General features: G+C 55.6%; 16 protein-coding genes. 7 read left to right on the top strand and 9 right to left on the bottom strand.

Annotated elements, in window-relative coordinates; genetic code table 11:
* Positions 1 to 40 precede the first annotated feature (40 nt).
* Positions 41 to 559 (top strand): bifunctional 3-hydroxydecanoyl-ACP dehydratase/trans-2-decenoyl-ACP isomerase, encoded by a 519-nt coding sequence (gene fabA / locus ETG88_RS00705; protein WP_064325594.1) that lies wholly within the window; start codon positions 41 to 43, stop codon positions 557 to 559.
* A 77-nt stretch (positions 560 to 636) separates the two neighbouring features.
* Here the strand turns inward: fabA and rmf are convergent, their stop codons facing one another.
* From rmf to rlmKL, 6 genes are all read right to left on the bottom strand, one after another.
* Positions 637 to 804, bottom strand: a complete 168-nt coding sequence (gene rmf / locus ETG88_RS00700; RefSeq protein WP_100780687.1) for a ribosome modulation factor — start codon at positions 802 to 804, stop codon at positions 637 to 639.
* A 254-nt stretch (positions 805 to 1,058) separates the two neighbouring features.
* A complete protein-coding gene (pqiC, locus tag ETG88_RS00695) occupies positions 1,059 to 1,625 on the bottom strand; it encodes a membrane integrity-associated transporter subunit PqiC (protein WP_129034347.1) in 567 nt (188 codons plus the stop codon).
* Positions 1,625 to 3,262: an intermembrane transport protein PqiB gene (pqiB, locus tag ETG88_RS00690; protein ID WP_129034346.1), complete on the bottom strand. Its 1,638-nt coding sequence runs from the start codon at positions 3,260 to 3,262 to the stop codon at positions 1,625 to 1,627. Before pqiB ends, pqiC begins: the two co-directional genes overlap by 1 nt.
* 4 nt (positions 3,263 to 3,266) lie before the next feature.
* Positions 3,267 to 4,520 (bottom strand): membrane integrity-associated transporter subunit PqiA, encoded by a 1,254-nt coding sequence (pqiA, locus tag ETG88_RS00685; RefSeq protein WP_100780690.1) that lies wholly within the window; start codon positions 4,518 to 4,520, stop codon positions 3,267 to 3,269.
* Between the two features lie 13 nt (positions 4,521 to 4,533).
* The gene (locus tag ETG88_RS00680) at positions 4,534 to 6,441 is read right to left on the bottom strand and encodes an ABC transporter ATP-binding protein (RefSeq protein ID WP_129034345.1); all 1,908 of its coding nucleotides are present in this window, start codon (positions 6,439 to 6,441) and stop codon (positions 4,534 to 4,536) included.
* A 12-nt stretch (positions 6,442 to 6,453) separates the two neighbouring features.
* Positions 6,454 to 8,562 (bottom strand): bifunctional 23S rRNA (guanine(2069)-N(7))-methyltransferase RlmK/23S rRNA (guanine(2445)-N(2))-methyltransferase RlmL, encoded by a 2,109-nt coding sequence (gene rlmKL / locus ETG88_RS00675; RefSeq protein WP_107703922.1) that lies wholly within the window; start codon positions 8,560 to 8,562, stop codon positions 6,454 to 6,456.
* Positions 8,563 to 8,666: 104 nt separating this feature from the next.
* On the opposite strand from rlmKL, the gene ETG88_RS00670 reads away from it, so the two are divergent.
* Positions 8,667 to 9,776, top strand: a complete 1,110-nt coding sequence (locus ETG88_RS00670; RefSeq protein WP_129034344.1) for a YcbX family protein — start codon at positions 8,667 to 8,669, stop codon at positions 9,774 to 9,776.
* Here ETG88_RS00670 and zapC read toward each other — a convergent pair.
* Together zapC and pyrD are read right to left on the bottom strand one after the other, a co-directional pair.
* Positions 9,773 to 10,315: a cell division protein ZapC gene (zapC, locus tag ETG88_RS00665; protein ID WP_100780694.1), complete on the bottom strand. Its 543-nt coding sequence runs from the start codon at positions 10,313 to 10,315 to the stop codon at positions 9,773 to 9,775. The two genes, ETG88_RS00670 and zapC, sit on opposite strands and share 4 nt — an antisense overlap.
* 165 nt (positions 10,316 to 10,480) lie before the next feature.
* Positions 10,481 to 11,491, bottom strand: coding sequence for a quinone-dependent dihydroorotate dehydrogenase (gene pyrD / locus ETG88_RS00660; RefSeq protein ID WP_102105596.1), 1,011 nt, complete (start codon positions 11,489 to 11,491; stop codon positions 10,481 to 10,483).
* A gap of 247 nt (positions 11,492 to 11,738) precedes the next feature.
* Here pyrD and ssuE point away from each other — a divergent pair, with 247 nt between their 5' ends.
* Genes ssuE through ssuB form a run of 5 tightly spaced genes read left to right on the top strand, consistent with a single transcriptional unit; the run spans position 11,739 to position 15,965 of the window.
* Complete coding sequence (gene ssuE, locus ETG88_RS00655; protein ID WP_100780696.1) at positions 11,739 to 12,314, top strand: NADPH-dependent FMN reductase; 576 nt, start codon at positions 11,739 to 11,741, stop codon at positions 12,312 to 12,314.
* Positions 12,307 to 13,257, top strand: a complete 951-nt coding sequence (locus tag ETG88_RS00650) for a sulfonate ABC transporter substrate-binding protein (protein ID WP_129034343.1) — start codon at positions 12,307 to 12,309, stop codon at positions 13,255 to 13,257. Before ssuE ends, ETG88_RS00650 begins: the two co-directional genes overlap by 8 nt.
* The gene (gene ssuD / locus ETG88_RS00645) at positions 13,254 to 14,399 is read left to right on the top strand and encodes an FMNH2-dependent alkanesulfonate monooxygenase (protein ID WP_129034342.1); all 1,146 of its coding nucleotides are present in this window, start codon (positions 13,254 to 13,256) and stop codon (positions 14,397 to 14,399) included. The genes ETG88_RS00650 and ssuD overlap by 4 nt, the downstream gene beginning before the upstream one ends.
* Positions 14,400 to 14,409: 10 nt before the next feature.
* Positions 14,410 to 15,201 (top strand): aliphatic sulfonate ABC transporter permease SsuC, encoded by a 792-nt coding sequence (gene ssuC / locus ETG88_RS00640; protein ID WP_100780699.1) that lies wholly within the window; start codon positions 14,410 to 14,412, stop codon positions 15,199 to 15,201.
* Complete coding sequence (gene ssuB / locus ETG88_RS00635) at positions 15,198 to 15,965, top strand: aliphatic sulfonates ABC transporter ATP-binding protein (RefSeq protein WP_100780700.1); 768 nt, start codon at positions 15,198 to 15,200, stop codon at positions 15,963 to 15,965. The genes ssuC and ssuB overlap by 4 nt, the downstream gene beginning before the upstream one ends.
* Before the next feature lie 109 nt (positions 15,966 to 16,074).
* On the opposite strand, the gene pepN is transcribed toward ssuB, so the two are convergent.
* On the bottom strand, positions 16,075 to 18,687 hold the full coding sequence (pepN, locus tag ETG88_RS00630) for an aminopeptidase N (protein WP_129034341.1): 2,613 nt from the start codon (positions 18,685 to 18,687) through the stop codon (positions 16,075 to 16,077).
* Positions 18,688 to 18,699: the final 12 nt, after the last annotated feature.

Below are 18,699 nucleotides of genomic sequence, written 5' to 3'. Positions count from 1 at the left end.
CTATCCTGCGTGCTTCACTAAAATAAGGCTTACTGAGAACATGGTAGATAAACGCGAATCCTATACAAAAGAAGATCTTCTTGCCTCTGGTCGTGGTGAACTGTTCGGCGCTAAAGGCCCGCAGTTACCGGCACCTAGCATGCTGATGATGGACCGTGTCGTGAAAATGACCGAAACCGGCGGCAACTTTGACAAGGGTTACGTGGAAGCGGAACTCGATATCAATCCAGACCTGTGGTTCTTCGGTTGCCACTTTATCGGCGATCCGGTAATGCCTGGCTGTTTAGGCCTGGATGCGATGTGGCAGTTGGTTGGCTTCTATCTCGGCTGGCTGGGCGGCGAAGGCAAAGGCCGCGCGCTGGGCGTGGGTGAAGTGAAATTCACCGGTCAGGTTCTGCCTTCCGCGAAGAAAGTTACCTACCGTATTCACTTCAAACGCATCGTGAACCGTCGTCTGGTGATGGGTCTGGCAGACGGCGAAGTGCTGGTTGATGGCCGTGTGATCTATACCGCCAGTGACCTGAAAGTCGGTCTGTTCCAGGACACTTCCGCGTTCTGATTTTGCTTAAGTCGGTCTTAAGCAACTAAGGCGAAACCTCCGCATGGCGGAGGTTTCTGTTTTTTAAAGAGACGTTATCAAGCAAGAAGTACCCTGTCTCCGATGGCTTCTCGCCAGCCTCCCAGCCATTGTGACCTTTGATTTATCGTCTGATAAGGACACATTTCTTTTGAGCGTCCAGCGATGCCAGCCTGATAACCACGTTGATGAGCCCTTTCCAGGCGATCTCGTTTCTGTCTCTTCATGCCTCGTTTCCCTCATTCTTTGGTCTGGTGGAAAGAAAACAGTGTATGCAAAACGTGCAAACACAGATAACGAATAACCCGAATCACGCCATGCGTCAATGCGCAAAATTCACGCCAGTGTCATATTTGTGAGCTACACAGAAGATCATTTGTACAAAAATTGTGAGCTGGAACAAGTAACAGCCTGAACAAAAACCGAAAAAAAAGCCGCCATCAGCGAAACGCGGATGGCGGCTTAACATCATGAATTTTGCTTATGGCAGGCGAGAAATCTCCTGGGCGATGCTGGCAGATTCCTGTGCCCAGCCCTGGGCCAGGGCTTTCACCATAGCGTCGTAACCATCCTCCTGCTGTTTCAGCTCAAGATGGAACGGGCGCTTAATCAGCTGCCCCTGATGGTTCAGCAGCCACTCACCGCTGATCACTACCTTGCCATCGTAGCGTCCATGGAAACCCGTCACATTGACGTTGAGGGTATCCTGGTCGCTGCCCAGAGGCTGTGAGGCAACAACCCATCCCGGAAGCTGGCTGCTCAGGTTCGCCACCAGCGTATTGCGCAGCTGTTGATCCAGCGGGCTGGCCCACAGATTGTTATTCGCAATTACATACTGCACGTCGCTGGTCTGATACACCACGCCGTTGCCGGCGAGGGAATCCGGGATCGTGACCTGCTCAACCCACAGCAGGCGATGCCCCTGGCTGGCGCTGCTTTGCCCGCCCGTCTGAGCCCCCATCGGCAACTGGTAGTAACTCTTGGTATCGCTTCCTGAACTACAGGCCGTTAAAACCAGTGCTCCGACGATTAATAGCCATTTTTTCATTATTTTGCCCTCTTCGGCTCAGGATCTTTTTTGTCCTTCGCTTCAAATACCAGCGCGTTGCTCTTCTCATTCAGCGTTTTCAGAACCGGCTGCAGTTCGCGCAGGACCTGATCCAGGCGCTGCATATCCGCTACCATCTTGTTATACGCCGCCGAACCTGGCTGGAAGCCTTGCATACTGCGGTTAAGCTCACGCAGCGTTTTCTGCATATCCTGCGGAAGCTGCTGCATCGACTGGTTAGCCGTAATTTTGTTGATGTTATCCAGAGTGGTTTGCAGACGACGCATCGTGGCCTGGCTTTCCGTCAGGCTGTTGGTCGCTTGCTCAAGCATTGGATTCAACGGCAGGTTGTTAATCTTATCCAGAGTCTCCATCAGGCGCTGCTGGATCTGCGCCAGACCGCTGCTGACGGTTGGGATAATGGTATAACCACCGAATTCACGCGCACCGGTAATCGCTGGCGCTTTCGGATAAAAGTCCATATCCACATACAGGGCGCCCGTCACCAGGTTGCCGGTTTTCAGCGAGCCACGTAACCCGCGACTCAACAGCTGATTAATATGCGTACCGATATCCTGGTTCTGACCAATCTGGGCCAGTAACCGTTCTGGTTCAATGCGAATCAACACTGGGATACGATAGTCGTCATCCAGTACCTGATTCAGACCCGGCACAAAGTACGGCACCTGACCTACTGTACCCAGGCGGATACCGCGGAATTCTACCGGCGCACCTGGCTGCAGGCCGCGAACAGAGTCCTTGAAGAACATCAGATAGTCGACATGATCGGTATAGAGCGCATCCTGAATGCTTTTCTGATCGTCAAACAGTCTGAACGCGGTTTTCGGCGCGACCGGCTGCCCCAGATCAATTCCCTCAGGCACATCAAAACTCACCCCGCCGCCAAACAGCGTGGTCAGAGAACCCATCTCTACGCGCATCCCCGCCGACGTCAGATCCACCGCGATACCGCTGTCTTTCCAGAAGCGTACGTTGCTGGTCACCAGACGGTCGTTTGGCGCATTGATAAACAGCTGATAGCTGATAGTGCGTTTTTGCGCATCGAAGGTACTGGTTTCCACCGAGCCCACGCGGTAACCACGGAACAGCACCGGATCGCCAGGGCTGAGCTGCCCCGCTTTCTTGCTGTCGAGGGTCACGCGAATACCTTTCGCGTCTGGCGGCGCAAGCGGCGGTGCATCCAGCAGTTGATAATGTCCAGGCTGGCTGCCCTTCGCGCCGGGCTGAAGCTCAATGTAAGCCCCGGAAAGCAGCGTACCCAGGCCGCTGATCCCTTCGCGTCCTACCTGCGGTTTGACCACCCAGAAGACGGAATCGCCATGCAGCAGCTTCTCCATGCCGGAATGAAGGCGCGCTTTGATTTCAACGTGCGTGAGATCGTCAGTCAGCGTCGCACTCTCGACGACACCCACGTCAACGCTGCGGCTCTTGATGGTGGTTTTGCCCCCTTCAATGCCTTCGGCGTTAGTCGTGATCAGCGTCACTTCCGGCCCTTGATGGCTGTAATGATAAAACAGGATCCAGGCTCCGATCAGCGCTGTGACGATGGGGAAGATCCACACCGGCGACCAGTTCTTGACCTTCTGCACTTTCGCCTCTCCACTCTTATTTTCCATGCTTTCACTCTTCCTCATGGCTTGACTCTGGCTCACGATCCCAGGATAAACGCGGATCGAAAGTCAGGGCCGCAAACATCGTCATGACAACGACCAACGCAAACATCAGCGCGCCCATAGCGGGATAAATACTCATCAGTCCACCCATGCGCACCAGCGCGGAGAGAACGGCAATCACAAACACGTCGATCATTGACCAACGGCCAACAAATTCGACGACTTCATAAATCAGATGCATGCGTTCGCTGTCGCGCTTTCCATGGCCTTTGGCATCCCAGCACAGCCAGGCAATCGCGATCATCTTTAAGGTGGGAACCATAATACTGGCAATGAAAATCACCATCGCCACCGGATAAGATCCCTCGCCCCACAGCAACACCACCCCGGCCAGGATCGTCGAAGGCATTTTATCTCCCAGCAGATCGGTGATCATGATGGGTAAAATATTGGCCGGCAGATAAAGCATGATGGAGGTGACCAGTAAGGCCATCGTCCATTGCAGACTGTTTTTGCGCCGCACATGCCCCTTGGTGCCACAACGCGGGCACTCTTCCACATCAGCAGGCAGAATGGCGGTGCAGCACGTACAGGAGCGTAATCCCTGGCGAATCCCGGGCACGCCCACTTTAACCGTCTGGTTTAGCGTTGGCGCAGGCGCAATATCATCCCAGGCCCAGCGACGGTCGACGCACTGGAAGGCGCGCAGCTGTAGCATGCAGTACAGACACCAGGGAACAAAACTGCTGCCGATGCCGACGTCGCCATAGGCCATCAGCTTCACAAAACTGACCAGAATCCCCGCGAGGAAAATCTCCGCCATCCCCCAGCTTTTCAGCTGGAAAAGAATTCGGGCAAGCAGGATTTTGACTTTAATGGGCATCCGGACGCGGTTTACCAGCAGTAAAATCACGACCAGACAAAACGCCGGAACGATTTGCACAAAGAGAAGAAAGAAGGTACCAAGGCTGGCGTAATCTTCCGAGAACATGACGCCTGGGATCTCCAGCAAATTGACTTCGCTGGTCATCCCGCCGACTTTCATATAGATGAACGGAAAAAGATTCGAGAGCAGCAGCATAAACAGTGCCGCAAGCGCATAAGCAGTGGGACGCTGCCTTGGCGCGTCCCACTCTGTCGTCAGCGTTGCCCCACAACGGGGGCATGCCGCCTTATGTCCGTGACCCATCTCAGGCAGCGCCACGAGCATATCGCATTGCGAGCATAAAATATGCCGGTCGGCATGGTGCTGATCACACATCGGGTATCCCTGTTTATGCGCCGTTTTTGAGTGCCTCAAGGTACTCCCAGCGCTCAAATGCCTCTTCCAGCGCCTTTTCGGCCTGGGAAAGCTCTGCCAATATTTTCTGAGTATAGTCGTGTGGCTGGCTAAAGAAGGATGCATCAGCAACTTGAGCCTGTAATGATTCCAGTTGCGTTTCCAGCTCTTCAAGACGCTGCGGCAACCCTTCCAGTTCGCGCTGCAGGTTATAGCTCATTTTAACCGTCGGCTTTTTGACAGTTTCTGCTTTTGCGACAGACGGTTGCGAGCCCGTTTTAGATTTGGACTGTTTATGCGCCAAGGATTGCGCCTGTTGCCCACGCGCGTCCTGATAACCGCCCACATACTGACCAATACGACCTTCGCCTTCAAAAATCCAGCATTCGGTGACGGTGTTGTCCACAAACTGACGGTCGTGGCTCACCAGCATCACGGTGCCTTGATAGCCGTCGATCAGCTCTTCGAGCAGTTCCAGGGTTTCGACATCCAGATCGTTCGTCGGTTCATCGAGAATCAACAGGTTGCTGGGTTTCAGGAACAAACGCGCCAGCAGAAGTCGGTTACGTTCCCCACCGGAGAGCGCGCGAACAGGCGTCATGGCGCGTTTTGGATGGAACAGGAAGTCCTGCAGATAGCCCAGCACATGGCGCGGTTTCCCGTTAACCATCACCTCTTGCTTGCCCTCTGCCAGGTTATCCATCACCGTTCTTTCAGGATCAAGCTCAGTACGGTGCTGATCGAAATAGGCCACTTCCAGTTTGGTCCCGCAGTGAACACGGCCGCTGTCAGCCTGTAACTGGCCGAGCATCAGTTTCAGTAGCGTGGATTTACCGCAGCCGTTCGGGCCGATCAGCGCAATTTTATCGCCGCGCTGAACCTGCGCGGAGAAATCGGTCACCAGCACTTTGCCGTCGACCTGGTAGTTCACGTTTTCCATTTCGAAGACAATTTTGCCGGAACGAGAGGCCTCTTCGACCTGCATCTTCGCGCTGCCCATCACTTCACGGCGCTGGCTGCGTTCGTTACGCATCGCTTTCAGCGCACGCACGCGGCCTTCGTTACGCGTACGACGTGCTTTGATGCCCTGACGGATCCACACCTCTTCCTGCGCCAGTTTGCGATCAAACTCGGCGTTTTGCAGCTCTTCAACGCGCAGGTTCTCTTCTTTTTCCAGCAGATAAGTGTCGTAATCGCCCGGATACGTGACCAGCTTGCCACGATCGAGATCGACAATACGGGTGGCCATATTGCGGATAAACGAACGGTCGTGCGAGATAAAGATAATGGTGCCATTGAAGGTTTTCAGGAACCCTTCCAGCCAGTCGATGGTTTCGATATCCAGGTGGTTCGTCGGTTCATCGAGCAGTAGCACTTTTGGCCCGCAGACCAGTGCGCGGCCCAGCGCCGCTTTACGCAGCCAGCCACCAGACAGAGAAGCCAGCGCCATATCGGCCTCAAGGCCAAGCTGCTCCAGCACTTCATTGATGCGGTCTTCCAGCTGCCACAGGCCGTGGTGATCCAGCAAATCCTGCAGGCGCGCCATCTCGTTGAGGTTTTTTTCGCTCGGATCGGTCATCACCAGATGCGAAATATCGTGATACCCCTTCAGGTATTCGGCCTGCTCGGAGATCCCTTCGGCGACAAAATCATAGACGCTGCCCGCGACGTTGCGCGGCGGATCCTGTTGCAGACGAGAAACGATCAGATCCTGCTCATAGACGATACGCCCATCGTCCAGGCCCTGCTCACGGTTGAGGATCTTCATCAGCGTGGATTTACCCGCGCCGTTACGGCCCACCAGACAGACGCGTTCGTTGTCTTCGATGTGCAATTCTGTATCGTCGAGAAGTGGCGCATCGCTGAAGGACAGCCATGCGCCGTGCATGCTAATTAATGACATTTAAATTTCCTTTCAGACTGCGGTAATTAACCAGCAGTTGTGAATTTGACGGTTACGGGCGAAGTCCTGAGACAGCGTTTTTTGACTGATTTCTTGTGCTTTCAGCCCCAGTTTTTCCAGCCCGTCATTGTCCATGCGGAAGCCGCGTTTGTTGTTCGAGAACATAATGGTGCCGCCTTTACGCAGCAGACGTTTCAGGTCGGTCATCAGACGCAGGTGATCGCGCTGAACGTCGAAGGTGTCTTCCATACGCTTGGAGTTGGAGAAGGTCGGCGGATCGATGAAGATCAGATCGAACTGTTCATCCGTATCGCGCAGCCAGCCCAGTACATCGGCCTGCAGCAGACGATGCTGACGACCGGTCAGGCCGTTGAGACGCAGGTTGCGCTCCGCCCACTCCAGATAGGTACGCGACATGTCTACCGTGGTGGTGCTACGCGCACCGCCCAGGCCCGCATGAACGCTGGCGCTGCCGGTATAAGCGAACAGGTTCAGGAAGTCTTTCCCTTTGCTCATCTGGCCCAGCATACGACGCGCAATACGGTGATCGAGGAACAGACCGGTGTCGAGATAGTCTGTCAGGTTCACCCACAGGCGCGCATTGTATTCGCCCACCTCGATAAAGTCGCCCTTATCGCCCATTTTCTGATACTGATTGGTCCCTTTCTGACGCTCACGGGTCTTCAGGACCAGTTTGTTCGGCGCAATGCCCATCACGCCAATTGTCGCCGCGATGATGTCCAGCAAACGCTGGCGCGCTTTTTGGGCATCAATGGTTTTCGGCGCAGCGTATTCCTGCACCACGACCCAGTCCGCATAGCGGTCTACCGCAACGTTATATTCCGGCAAATCGGCATCGTAAATGCGATAGCATTCAATGCCTTCCTGTTTCGCCCATTTTTCGAATTTCTTCAGATTCTTACGCAGACGGTTAGCGTAGTCTTCTGCCACCGTTGATGGCTTGCTGTCGCCATCTTTCTCGGTCAGATGGTAGTTTTTCTGTACGCAGTCCAGCGGGCCGTTTTTAGCTTTGAACTGACGCTCGGCGCGGAGCTGGAGGCAGCTTAGCAGCTCAGGAGAACCGCTAAACAGCGACAGATTCCAGCCGCCGAAATAATCTTTCATGGTGCGACCGAGCAGGCTGTGCAGCGCAATCAGTGCCGGTTCGCTATCGAGACGTTCGCCGTACGGCGGGTTACTGATCACCGTACCGTAAGGGCCTTTCGGCAGCGGGTTGGTTAACTGGGAGACGTCTTTCACCTCGAAGTCGATCAGTTCGCCGATACCAGCGCGGCGGGCGTTGCTGCGCGCGCGTTCAATTACGCGAGCGTCGCTGTCCGAGCCGTAGAAACGGGAAGTGTAATCAGCCAGGCCTTTACGTGCACGGACCTGTGCTTCGGCTTTGACCTCTTTCCAGATGGCGTCGTCATGCTGTGCCCAGCCGCTAAAGCCCCACTGCCCGCGATGCAATCCTGGCGCGCGGTCGGTGGCCAGCATGGCCGCTTCAATCAGCAAGGTGCCGGAACCGCACATTGGGTCGATCATCGGCGTGCCCGGCAGCCAGCCAGAGCGCATCACAATGGCCGCAGCCAGGTTTTCTTTGATCGGCGCAATACCGGCGCGATCGCGGTAACCGCGCTGGTGCAGGCCTTCGCCGCAGAGATCCAGAGAAATATTGGCGGTCTCTTTATTGAGCCACACGTTGATGCGCAGATCGGGATTTTCACGATCGACGTTCGGGCGCTCAAGATTTTTACGCGTGAAGCTGTCGACGATGGCGTCTTTCACCTTCAGTGCACCGTACTGGCTATTACGGATTTCGTCGTTCAGCCCGCTGAAATGCACGGCAAAGGTCGCACCCGGGGCGAAAATCTCTGTCCAGTCGATCGCTTGCACGCCGAGATACAGATCAAGGTCGCTGTAGACCTTGCAGGCACCCAGCGGCAACATGATGCGCGACGCCAGGCGACTCCACATCAGGCTCTGGTAAATAAGCCGTGTGTCGCCCTCAAAGTGGACACCACCCTGAACCACCTGACACTCAAGCGCGCCAAGGCTTTCCAGTTCAGTTTTTAACAGCTCTTCCAGCCCACGGGCCGTACTGGCAAACAGAGAATTCATATCGTCACTTATTACTCGTAGAAAATTGCTGCGCATTATAGCTAATATGCGCTCTATGTCATAAAGTTGAAGGCTTATTTTCAAATCGTTCGAGGGCGTGAACAGTGGCGACGTTATCCAGGCTTTTTATTCATCCGGTCAAATCCATGCGTGGTATTGGCCTGACCCACGCGCTTGCTGACGTCAGCGGCTTTGCCTTCGATCGCATATTTATGATTACCGAACCGGACGGCACCTTCATCACCGCCCGCCAGTTCCCGCAGATGGTGCGTTTTATCCCGGCTCCGCTGCACGACGGCCTGCATTTGACGGCGCCGGATGGCTCAAGCGTGATTGCACGCTTTACTGATTTTGCCCCCGTTGATGCCCCGACAGAAGTGTGGGGTAACCATTTCACCGCCCGCATCGCCCCGGATGAGATTAACACCTGGCTGAGCGGTTTCTTCTCCCGCGCGGTGCAGCTGCGCTGGGTCGGCCCGGAGCTTACGCGCCGCGTGAAGCGTTTCGAAGCCGTTCCCCTCTCCTTTGCCGACGGTTTCCCCTATCTGCTGACGAATGACGCCTCCCTGCGCGATCTGCAAAACCGCTGTTCCGCCAGCGTGCAGATGGAGCAGTTCCGCCCGAATCTGGTCGTGACGGGCGCACAGGCCTGGGAAGAAGATACCTGGAAAGTGATCCGTATCGGCAGCGTGATCTTTGATGTGGTGAAACCGTGCAGCCGCTGCATTTTCACCACTATCAGCCCGGAAAAAGGGCAAAAACACCCTTCCGGCGAGCCGCTGAAAACATTGCAGTCTTTCCGCACCGCACAGGATAACGGCGATGTCGATTTTGGTCAGAACCTGATCCCACGCTCCAGCGGCGTGATTCGCGTCGGCGACGAGATTGAGATCCTCGCAACGGGTCCTGCCCGAGTTTACGGCCCAGGGCCGGAAGAAGAAGCGCTTGAAGCTGAAACGCAGCCTGTCACAAAGGTGACGCTTCAGTGGGAGGGGCAAACGTTACAGGGGAATAATCAGCAGGTACTGCTTGAACAGCTGGAACAAGCGGGGATCCGCGTGCCCTATTCGTGTCGTGCGGGGATCTGTGGAAGCTGTCGCATCACTCTGGTCGATGGCGAAGTGACGGCACTCAAGAAATCAGCCGTAAGCGAAGATGGTACCATTCTGTGCTGTAGCTGCATTCCGAAAACGTCGTTGCAGCTAGAGCGCTAAACAGCCTGTTCGAGGCTAAAGGAATCCATACGCAGTTGCGGTTTAAGCCGGTCGTTCATCACTTTAATCGCATCACCCAATTGCATTGTGCGCCCGGCAATCACCACGCCGGGTTGCGCCAGCAAACAGAGCGCGGCGTTTTCGCCCGGCTCAACCACCAGCAAACTCACCTCTTCCGAAGTATCGCTGAGATTGACGCAGGCCGCATCGCCGGTGACCGGGGACCATGCTTGACCATGAGCGAGGAAGTGCCAGCTTTTTGGCATCTGCGGTTTCAGGAAGCGAATCGCCACCAGCGCATTCAGCACCAGCTCGGCACGCTGCTCTTTAGAGAGAATAAGATCGCGGCATTTCTCTTCAAAAGAGAAAAACAGGGCTGCATCGTCAACACAAAAGCCTGACGGTGCAAACGCATCCGGGGTCAGCATTCGGCGAGCAAAACGAGAGCGAAATAACATACCATTGGCTAAATCGAGCATCATTCGATCGTGCTCTTCGCAAAAATACCAGCGCCAGTTATCGTCAGGTTTTATTCGCATTTTCCTCTCCTTCCCCACAACGTCCTGTTCTTAAAATGTCCAAATTATCGCTTCGTTTATAACATCAATAATAAAAGACCATAATGTCTAAATAAGCAACAAAGACGGAATATAAAACAACCAGGGCTGGAAATAAAGCCCTGGTTGTCTGATATGGAGAAAAGATTAGATATGATTAACGATTTCTTTTATCAATTGTGGGCCTTTAAAAATAAAGCCGGAATAGATTTGCACCAGTGAGGCACCTGCCGCCATCTTCTCGCGAGCCGCGATGACAGAGTCGATCCCGCCCACGCCGATGATCGGTAAGCGACCTTTTAATTCCGCCGACAAGGCACGAATAATTTCGGTGCTTTTTAATTGTACCGGCCGACCACTTAAGCCACCCATTTCGTCGCAGTTTTTCATTCCCTGCACGAGGGCGCGATCGAGCGTAGTATTGGTGGCAATAACACCATCAATATTATGGCGAACCAAACTGTCGGCAACCTGGATCAATTCTTCGACAGAAAGATCCGGGGCGATCTTAACCGCGATCGGAACATATTTATGATGGGTCGCCTGGAGTTCATTCTGTTTATTTTTAATCGCACTTAACAGATCGTCCAGCGCTTCACCATATTGCAGCGTACGCAAACCAGGGGTATTTGGCGAAGAGATATTTATCGCGATATAACCGGCATAGGCATAGACTTTTTCCATACAAATCAGATAGTCATCTTTACCCTGCTCAACCGGCGTATCTTTATTTTTCCCGATATTAATTCCCAGCACACCGTCAAAATGGGCTTTTTTAACGTTCTCTACCAGATGATCAACACCGTGGTTATTGAAGCCCATCCGGTTGATCAAACCTTCTGCTTCAACCAGGCGGAACAGGCGCGGCTTGTCGTTCCCATCCTGCGCGCGCGGCGTCACGGTGCCCACTTCGATGGAGCCAAACCCCATCGCGCCAAGGGCGTCAATGCACTCACCATTTTTGTCGAGACCTGCTGCCAGACCCAGTGGGTTCTTAAACGTCAGGCCCATGCACTGGACAGGTTTTTCCTGCACTTTCTGGCGCACCAGCGCCTCAAGAGGCGTTCCTGTAATGCGGCGTAACTGCTGGAATGTCAATTCATGAGCGCGCTCTGGATCGAGCTGAAAAAGGGCTTTACGAACGAAGGGGTAGTACATGAACTCTCCTGGATTCCGGTATGCAAACCGGACACGGATTATCAGCGATCGCGCCAGGAAAGGGAATTGACCTGTGGCAAAAAATCATCGTAAAGCGCAATCGTTTTCCTTTCTGCCTCTTTCTTATGCAATTTTCGGCATTTTAATTTCAGATAAATCATTTAGTGGAATAACCCTGCAATGTCACACTCGTGAAAATTGTTATGAATATTAGATAAAAGCAAACAAATAGTTATAAGGAGCAAACATGCGCGTCATCACGTTGGCCGGAAGTCCGCGTTTCCCTTCTCGCTCCAGCGCCCTGCTGGAATACGCCCGCGAACAGCTCAACTCGCTGAACGTCGAGGTGTGCCACTGGAACTTGCAAAACTTTGAGCCGGAAGATCTTCTTTATGCCCGCTTCGACAGCCCGGCATTACAGGCGCTGATCGAACAGCTCAAAGGAGCCGACGGTCTGATCGTGGCGACACCGATCTATAAAGCCTCTTTCTCAGGCGCGCTGAAAACCCTGCTCGATCTCCTGCCTGAACGTGCGCTGGAGGGAAAAGTGGTTCTGCCACTGGCGACCGGCGGCACCGTTGCGCACATGCTGGCGGTGGATTACGCCCTCAAGCCAGTCCTGAATGCGCTTAAAGCCCAGGAGATCCTGCACGGGGTGTTTGCCGATGACTCTCAGGTGATCGATTACCAGCATAAACCGCAGTTCACCCCGAACCTGCACCTGCGCCTTGATAGCGCGCTGGAAACCTTCTGGCAGGCGTTGCATCGTCGCGATGTGCAAGCCCCCGCCTTTGGCCGTCTGAAAGGAGTCGCCCATGTTTAAATATCTTCTGACCGCCCTGTTCGCTGTTTCTGCGCTTGCGCAGGCGGCGGAACCGGCGCCTGAAAGCCTACGTATCGGATACCAGAAAGGCAGCGTCAGCATGGTGCTGGCGAAAAGCCATCAGCTGCTGGAGAAGCGCTATCCGGACACCAAATTCTCCTGGATCGAGTTCCCGGCCGGGCCGCAGATGCTGGAGGCGCTGAACGTCGGCAGTATTGATTTGGGCAGTACCGGCGACATCCCTCCTATTTTTGCGCAAGCTGCCGGAGCGGATCTGGTTTATGTCGGCGTCGAGCCGCCAAAGCCGAAAGCGGAAGTGATTCTGGTGCCTGAAAACAGCCCGATCAAAACCGTCGCCGATCTGAAAGGCCACAAAGTCGCCTTCCAGAAAGGTTCAAGCTCCCACAACCTGCTCTTGCGCGCCCTTCAACAGGCGGGTCTGACGTTCAAGGATATTCAGCCTGTCTACTTAACCCCGGCGGATGCCCGCGCGGCGTTCCAGCAAAATAATGTTGATGCCTGGGCGATCTGGGACCCGTACTACTCTGCCGCCTTATTGCAGGGCGGCGTTCGGGTGCTGAAAGATGGCGAAACACTGAAACAGACCGGTTCGTTCTATCTTGCCGCACGTCCGTATGCGGAAAAGAACGGCCACTTTGTTCAGGGTGTGCTGCAGACCTTTAGCGAGGCGGATGCGCTGACTCAGAGTCAGCGTCAGGAAAGCATCGCCCTGCTCGCCAAAACCATGGGCCTGCCGGAGCCGGTGATCGCCAGCTATCTGGATCATCGCCCGACAACGGTGATTAAACCCGTCGACGCGAAAACCGCTGTCCTGCAGCAGCAAACCGCAGATCTGTTCTACGAGAACCGTCTCGTGCCGAAAAAAATCGATATTCGCGACCGTATCTGGCAACCCTCTGACAAAGAAGGATCGAAATCATGAGTCTGAATCTGTTCTGGTTTTTACCGACCCACGGTGATGGGCATTATCTTGGCACCGAAGAGGGTGCGCGCCCGGTGGATTACGGCTATCTGCAGCAAATCGCGCAGGCCGCCGACAGAATCGGTTTTACCGGCGTGCTGATCCCGACAGGGCGCTCCTGCGAGGATGCATGGCTGGTGGCCGCTTCGATGATACCGGTCACGCAGCGCCTGAAATTCCTGGTGGCTCTGCGCCCGAGCGTGGTCTCCCCAACCGTTGCCGCCCGTCAGGCCGCGACGCTGGATCGCCTTTCCAATGGCCGCGCCCTGTTTAACCTGGTGACCGGCAGCGATCCGCGGGAGCTGGCCGCCGACGGCGTGTTCCTCGATCACACGGAGCGCTACGAGGCTTCTGCGGAATTTACCCGCGTCTGGCGCCGTCTGCTGGAGGGCGAAACCGTCACCTACGAGGGCAAACATATCCACGTTCGCGATGCGAAACTGCTGTTTGCGCCGGTGCAACAGCCGCGTCCCCCACTCTACTTTGGCGGATCGTCAGATGTCGCGCAGGATCTGGCTGCTGAACAGGTTGATCTCTATCTGACCTGGGGCGAACCGCCTGAGCTGGTGAAAGAAAAAATTGAGCAGGTGCGCGCCAAAGCCGCCGCGCATGGGCGCAAAGTACGCTTCGGCATCCGCCTGCACGTCATTGTGCGAGAAACGAACGCCGAAGCCTGGCAGGCCGCCGACCGTCTGATTTCTCATCTGGACGATGACACCATTGCCAAAGCGCAGGCAGCCTTTGCGAAGACTGATTCCGTAGGACAGCACCGGATGGCCTCCCTGCATAAAGGCAACAAGGACAATCTCGAAATCAGCCCGAATCTGTGGGCTGGTGTTGGCCTGGTTCGCGGCGGCGCAGGCACGGCGCTGGTGGGCGATGGCCCTACGGTCGCGGCGCGGATCAACGAGTATGCCGATCTGGGTATCGACAGCTTTATCTTGTCTGGCTATCCGCATCTGGAAGAAGCATACAAAGTCGGCGAGCTGCTGTTCCCGCATCTGGATGTGGCAATCCCGGAAATCCCGCAGCCGCGTGCGCTCCAGCTTCAGGGCGAAGCCGTAGCGAATGAGTTTATCCCGCGAAAAGTCGCGCAGAGCTAACGAGGTACGTATGGCAAATCCATCCCAAAAATGGCTGCTGCGTCTGGCCCCCTGGTTTCTGCCCGTCGGCATTGTGATTGTCTGGCAAATCGCCTCGTCCGTGGGATGGTTGTCGAGCCGCATTCTGCCCTCTCCGGAGGGCGTGGTGGAGGCGTTCTGGTCGCTCAGTTCGAGCGGTGAGCTGTGGCAGCATCTGGCGATCAGCTCCTGGCGTGCGCTAATAGGCTTTTCCATCGGCGGATCGATTGGCCTGACGCTGGGGCTTATCAGCGGCCTCTCCCGCTGGGGCGAGCGTTTGCTGGATACGTCAATTCAGATGCTGCGTAACGTCCCGCATTTAGCGTTAATCCCGCTGGTAATTCTGTGGTTTGGCATCGACGAGAGCGCCAAGATTTTCCTGGTGGCCCTCGGCACGCTGTTCCCGATTTACATCAACACTTGGCACGGCATTCGTAATATCGACCGTGGCCTGGTGGAGATGGCGCGCAGTTACGGATTGTCCGGCTTTGCGCTGTTTGTCCACGTGATCCTGCCGGGCGCGCTGCCGTCGATTATGGTCGGCGTGCGTTTCGCCCTCGGTCTGATGTGGTTGACGCTGATTGTGGCGGAGACCATCTCGGCCAACTCCGGGATCGGCTATCTGGCGATGAACGCCCGCGAATTTCTGCAAACCGACGTGGTGGTGGTGGCCATCATTCTTTACGCCCTGCTCGGCAAACTCGCCGACGTCAGCGCCCAGTGGCTTGAGCGTAGCTGGCTGCGCTGGAACCCGGCCTATTCCACGAAGGAGGCAAACGCATGAATACGGCTCGTTTAACCCAAGGGACGCCGCTGCTGCTTAACGGCGTCACCAAACGCTACGGCGATAACACTATCCTGAACGCGCTGGATCTGCATGTCCCTGCCGGACAATTTGTTGCGGTTGTCGGGCGCAGCGGCGGGGGCAAAAGCACCCTGCTGCGCCTGCTTGCCGGGCTGGAGGCACCGAACGGCGGGGAATTGCTGGCGGGCAATACGCCGTTGGCGGATATTCAGGACGATACCCGCATGATGTTTCAGGATGCGCGCCTGCTGCCGTGGAAAACGGTTATCGACAACGTGGGGCTGGGGCTGAAAGGTAACTGGCGGGATAACGCACGTCAGGCGCTGCGCGCCGTCGGCCTCGAAAACCGTGCGGACGAGTGGCCTGCTGCCCTCTCCGGCGGCCAAAAACAGCGTGTGGCACTGGCACGCGCGTTGATCCACCGGCCAGGCCTGCTGCTGCTGGACGAACCGCTCGGGGCGCTTGATGCCCTGACGCGCATTGAAATGCAGGATCTGATCGCTTCCCTGTGGCAGGAGCACGGTTTTACCGTGCTCCTGGTGACGCATGATGTGAGCGAGGCCGTGGCGATGGCGGATCGAGTGCTGCTAATTGAAGAAGGCAAAATCGGCCTGGATCTGGCGGTGGATATTCCCCGTCCACGGCGGCTCGGTTCTGTACGACTGGCAGAACTGGAAGCAGAAGTGCTGGAGAGAGTGATGAAGCGTGGGGCAACTGAAGAGAAGGCCCGGCGTCATGGATAAAGAAGGCAGTGCCTGACAGCCTCTCATACAAGAAACGGTTAAACCCATAAAAAACGGCAACTTGCGTTGCCGTTTTGTTTTTACTTAACAGTGCTACCTGGCATTAACGTCAGGCCAGCGCCTTCGTAATCTTCTCGAACAGATCGCCCGACAGATTTTCCAGCCCTTTTAACTGCTCAAGGGCAGCACGCATTTTCGCCTGACGCGCTGCGTCGTAGCGTTTCAGGCGGATCAGCGGCTCAATCAGACGCGATGCCACCTGCGGGTTACGGCTGTTAAGCTCAGTCAGCATTTCCACCATAAACTGATAACCGCTGCCGTCTTCCGCATGGAAGGCCGCCGGGTTGCTGCTGGCAAACGCGCCAATCAGGGAACGCACGCGGTTCGGGTTGCTCATGGTGAAAGAGCGGTGTTTGAGCAGATGGCGTACCTTGTTCAGCACATCCGCCGCCGGGCTGGTGGCTTGCAGGATAAACCATTTATCCATCACCAGGCCGTCCTGATGCCACTTATCATCGTACTCTTGCATCAGCGCATCACGGCACGGCAGCTCTGCCGCCACGCTTGCCGCCAGGGCCGCTAAGGCGTCGGTCATGTTATCGGCTTCGTGATACTGCTTACTGACAAGCGTGTTCGCCAGTTCTGTTTCACCAAATGCCAGATAGCGCAGACAGGTGTTACGCAGGGAACGCTTGCCGATATCCGCGTGTTCCACACGGTATTCGTCGAGCTTGTTGGCGTTATAAATGGCCAGGAATTCATCGGCCAGTTCGGTCGCCAGCGTGCGGGTCAGGGCTTCACGCACGGCGGTAATGGCGATGGGATCGATAATCTCAAACAGCTCGGCGATTTCGCTCGCGGACGGCAGCGTCAGGATCTCTGCGGCCAGCGCCGGATCGATTTTCTCATCCAGCAGAATGGCGCGGAACGCATCGGCAACGTGAACCGGGAGCGACAGCGGCTGACCCTGTTGGTGACGGTTCACGTTCAGTTTGATGTAGGTCGCCAGCAGACTCTGCGCCGCATCCCAGCGGGAGAAATCGTTGCGCGCATGACGCATCAGGAAGGTGAGCTGCTGATCGCTCCACTTATATTCCAGTTTCACCGGTGCGGAGAATTCGCACAGCAGCGCCGGAACCGGCTGGAAGTAAACGTTATCAAAGATAAAGGTCTGTTCTGCCTGGGTCACGTTCAGCACGTGATGCACCGGATGACCGCCCTTCTGCAGCGGGATCACGTTGCCTTCGTTATCGTACAGCTCGATGCTAAACGGAATGTGCAGCGGGTGCTTCTCTTCCTGCTCAGCTGTCGGCGGCGTGCGCTGGCTGATGGTCAGGGTGTACTGTTCGGTTTCCGGATTGTAGTCATCTTTAACGCTGACAATCGGCGTACCGGCCTGGCTGTACCAGCGGCGGAAATGCGACAGGTCGACGTTGGACGCATCTTCCATCGCCTGCACGAAATCGTCGCACGTCGCCGCGCTACCGTCGTGGCGTTCGAAATAGAGTTGCATCCCTTTCTGGAAGTTCTCTTCGCCGAGCAGGGTGTGGATCATACGTATGATTTCAGAACCTTTCTCGTACACCGTCAGGGTGTAGAAGTTGTTCATCTCAATCACTTTATCAGGGCGAATCGGGTGCGCCATTGGGCTGGCGTCTTCGGCAAACTGCAGGCCGCGCATGGTGCGCACATTGCTGATGCGGTTGACGGCGCGTGATCCCAGATCGGAGCTAAACTCCTGATCGCGGAACACGGTCAGGCCCTCTTTCAGGCTCAGCTGGAACCAGTCGCGGCAGGTGACGCGGTTCCCGGTCCAGTTGTGGAAATACTCATGACCAATCACGCGTTCGATATCGAGGTAATCTTTATCGGTGGCGGTGTCGGTACGGGCCAGCACATATTTGGAGTTAAAGACGTTCAGGCCTTTGTTCTCCATCGCGCCCATATTAAAGAAGTCGACGGCGACGATCATATAGATGTCGAGATCGTACTCCAGGCCGAAACGCTCTTCGTCCCACTTCATAGAGTTAATCAGGGACGTCATCGCCCACGGCGCGCGGTCAAGGTTGCCACGATCGACAAACAGCTCCAGCGCGACGTCGCGGCCGGAACGGGTTTTGAAGGTATCGCGCAGCACGTCGAAATCACCCGCGACCAGGGCAAACAGGTAGCAAGGTTTCGGGAACGGATCCTGCCACTGTGTCCAGTGACGGCCATTTTCCAGCTCGCCCTGCCCCACACGGTTACCGTTGGAGAGCAGATACGGATAACGCTTTTTATCGGCAATGATTTTGGTGGTGAAACGCGCCAGAACGTCCGGGCGGTCCAGATACCAGGTAATATGGCGGAAACCTTCGGCTTCGCACTGGGTGCAAAGCGCCACGCCTGACTGATACAGGCCTTCCAGCGCCGTATTGGACGCCGGGCTGATTTCAGTCACGATGCGCAGGGAGAAACGCTCTGGCAGATTGTTGATGACCAGCTGGTTCTCTTCTTCTTTATAGTCAGACCAGGCTTCGTCGTTCACGTGGACTGAGACCAGCGTCAGGTCTTCGCCATCGAGACGCAGCGGAACAGCCGTCGCACTTTGGCGTGTGACCTGGCTTACGGCCGTGACAACGGTTTTGGTGGCATCCAGGTCAAAAGTCAGATCGATATCGCTAATCAGGTAATCCGGCGCACGGTAGTCGTGGCGGTATTTGGCTTGTGGCTGTTGTGTCATAGAAAACCTTAT

It is taken from the genome of Lelliottia nimipressuralis, assembly GCF_004115925.1.
In the GTDB taxonomy this organism is placed as follows: Bacteria; Pseudomonadota; Gammaproteobacteria; order Enterobacterales; family Enterobacteriaceae; genus Enterobacter; species Enterobacter nimipressuralis.
The sequence above is the reverse complement of the archived record's forward strand: the minus strand, read 5'-3'. Positions and strand labels throughout refer to the sequence as shown.

What these genes read in the sequence shown, in the direction of transcription:
- ETG88_RS00650 (WP_129034343.1), top strand. Translation starts at nt 12,307, where the DNA reads ATGTTTAAATATCTTCTGACCGCCCTGTTCGCTGTTTCTGCGCTTGCG.
- pepN (WP_129034341.1), bottom strand. Translation starts at nt 18,687, where the DNA reads ATGACACAACAGCCACAAGCCAAATACCGCCACGACTACCGTGCGCCG.
- rlmKL (WP_107703922.1), bottom strand. Translation starts at nt 8,562, where the DNA reads ATGAATTCTCTGTTTGCCAGTACGGCCCGTGGGCTGGAAGAGCTGTTA.
- ssuB (WP_100780700.1), top strand. Translation starts at nt 15,198, where the DNA reads ATGAATACGGCTCGTTTAACCCAAGGGACGCCGCTGCTGCTTAACGGC.
- zapC (WP_100780694.1), bottom strand. Translation starts at nt 10,315, where the DNA reads ATGCGAATAAAACCTGACGATAACTGGCGCTGGTATTTTTGCGAAGAG.
- pyrD (WP_102105596.1), bottom strand. Translation starts at nt 11,491, where the DNA reads ATGTACTACCCCTTCGTTCGTAAAGCCCTTTTTCAGCTCGATCCAGAG.
- rmf (WP_100780687.1), bottom strand. Translation starts at nt 804, where the DNA reads ATGAAGAGACAGAAACGAGATCGCCTGGAAAGGGCTCATCAACGTGGT.
- ETG88_RS00680 (WP_129034345.1), bottom strand. Translation starts at nt 6,441, where the DNA reads ATGTCATTAATTAGCATGCACGGCGCATGGCTGTCCTTCAGCGATGCG.
- pqiC (WP_129034347.1), bottom strand. Translation starts at nt 1,625, where the DNA reads ATGAAAAAATGGCTATTAATCGTCGGAGCACTGGTTTTAACGGCCTGT.
- ssuC (WP_100780699.1), top strand. Translation starts at nt 14,410, where the DNA reads ATGGCAAATCCATCCCAAAAATGGCTGCTGCGTCTGGCCCCCTGGTTT.
- pqiA (WP_100780690.1), bottom strand. Translation starts at nt 4,520, where the DNA reads ATGTGTGATCAGCACCATGCCGACCGGCATATTTTATGCTCGCAATGC.
- pqiB (WP_129034346.1), bottom strand. Translation starts at nt 3,262, where the DNA reads ATGGAAAATAAGAGTGGAGAGGCGAAAGTGCAGAAGGTCAAGAACTGG.
- fabA (WP_064325594.1), top strand. Translation starts at nt 41, where the DNA reads ATGGTAGATAAACGCGAATCCTATACAAAAGAAGATCTTCTTGCCTCT.
- ssuE (WP_100780696.1), top strand. Translation starts at nt 11,739, where the DNA reads ATGCGCGTCATCACGTTGGCCGGAAGTCCGCGTTTCCCTTCTCGCTCC.
- ssuD (WP_129034342.1), top strand. Translation starts at nt 13,254, where the DNA reads ATGAGTCTGAATCTGTTCTGGTTTTTACCGACCCACGGTGATGGGCAT.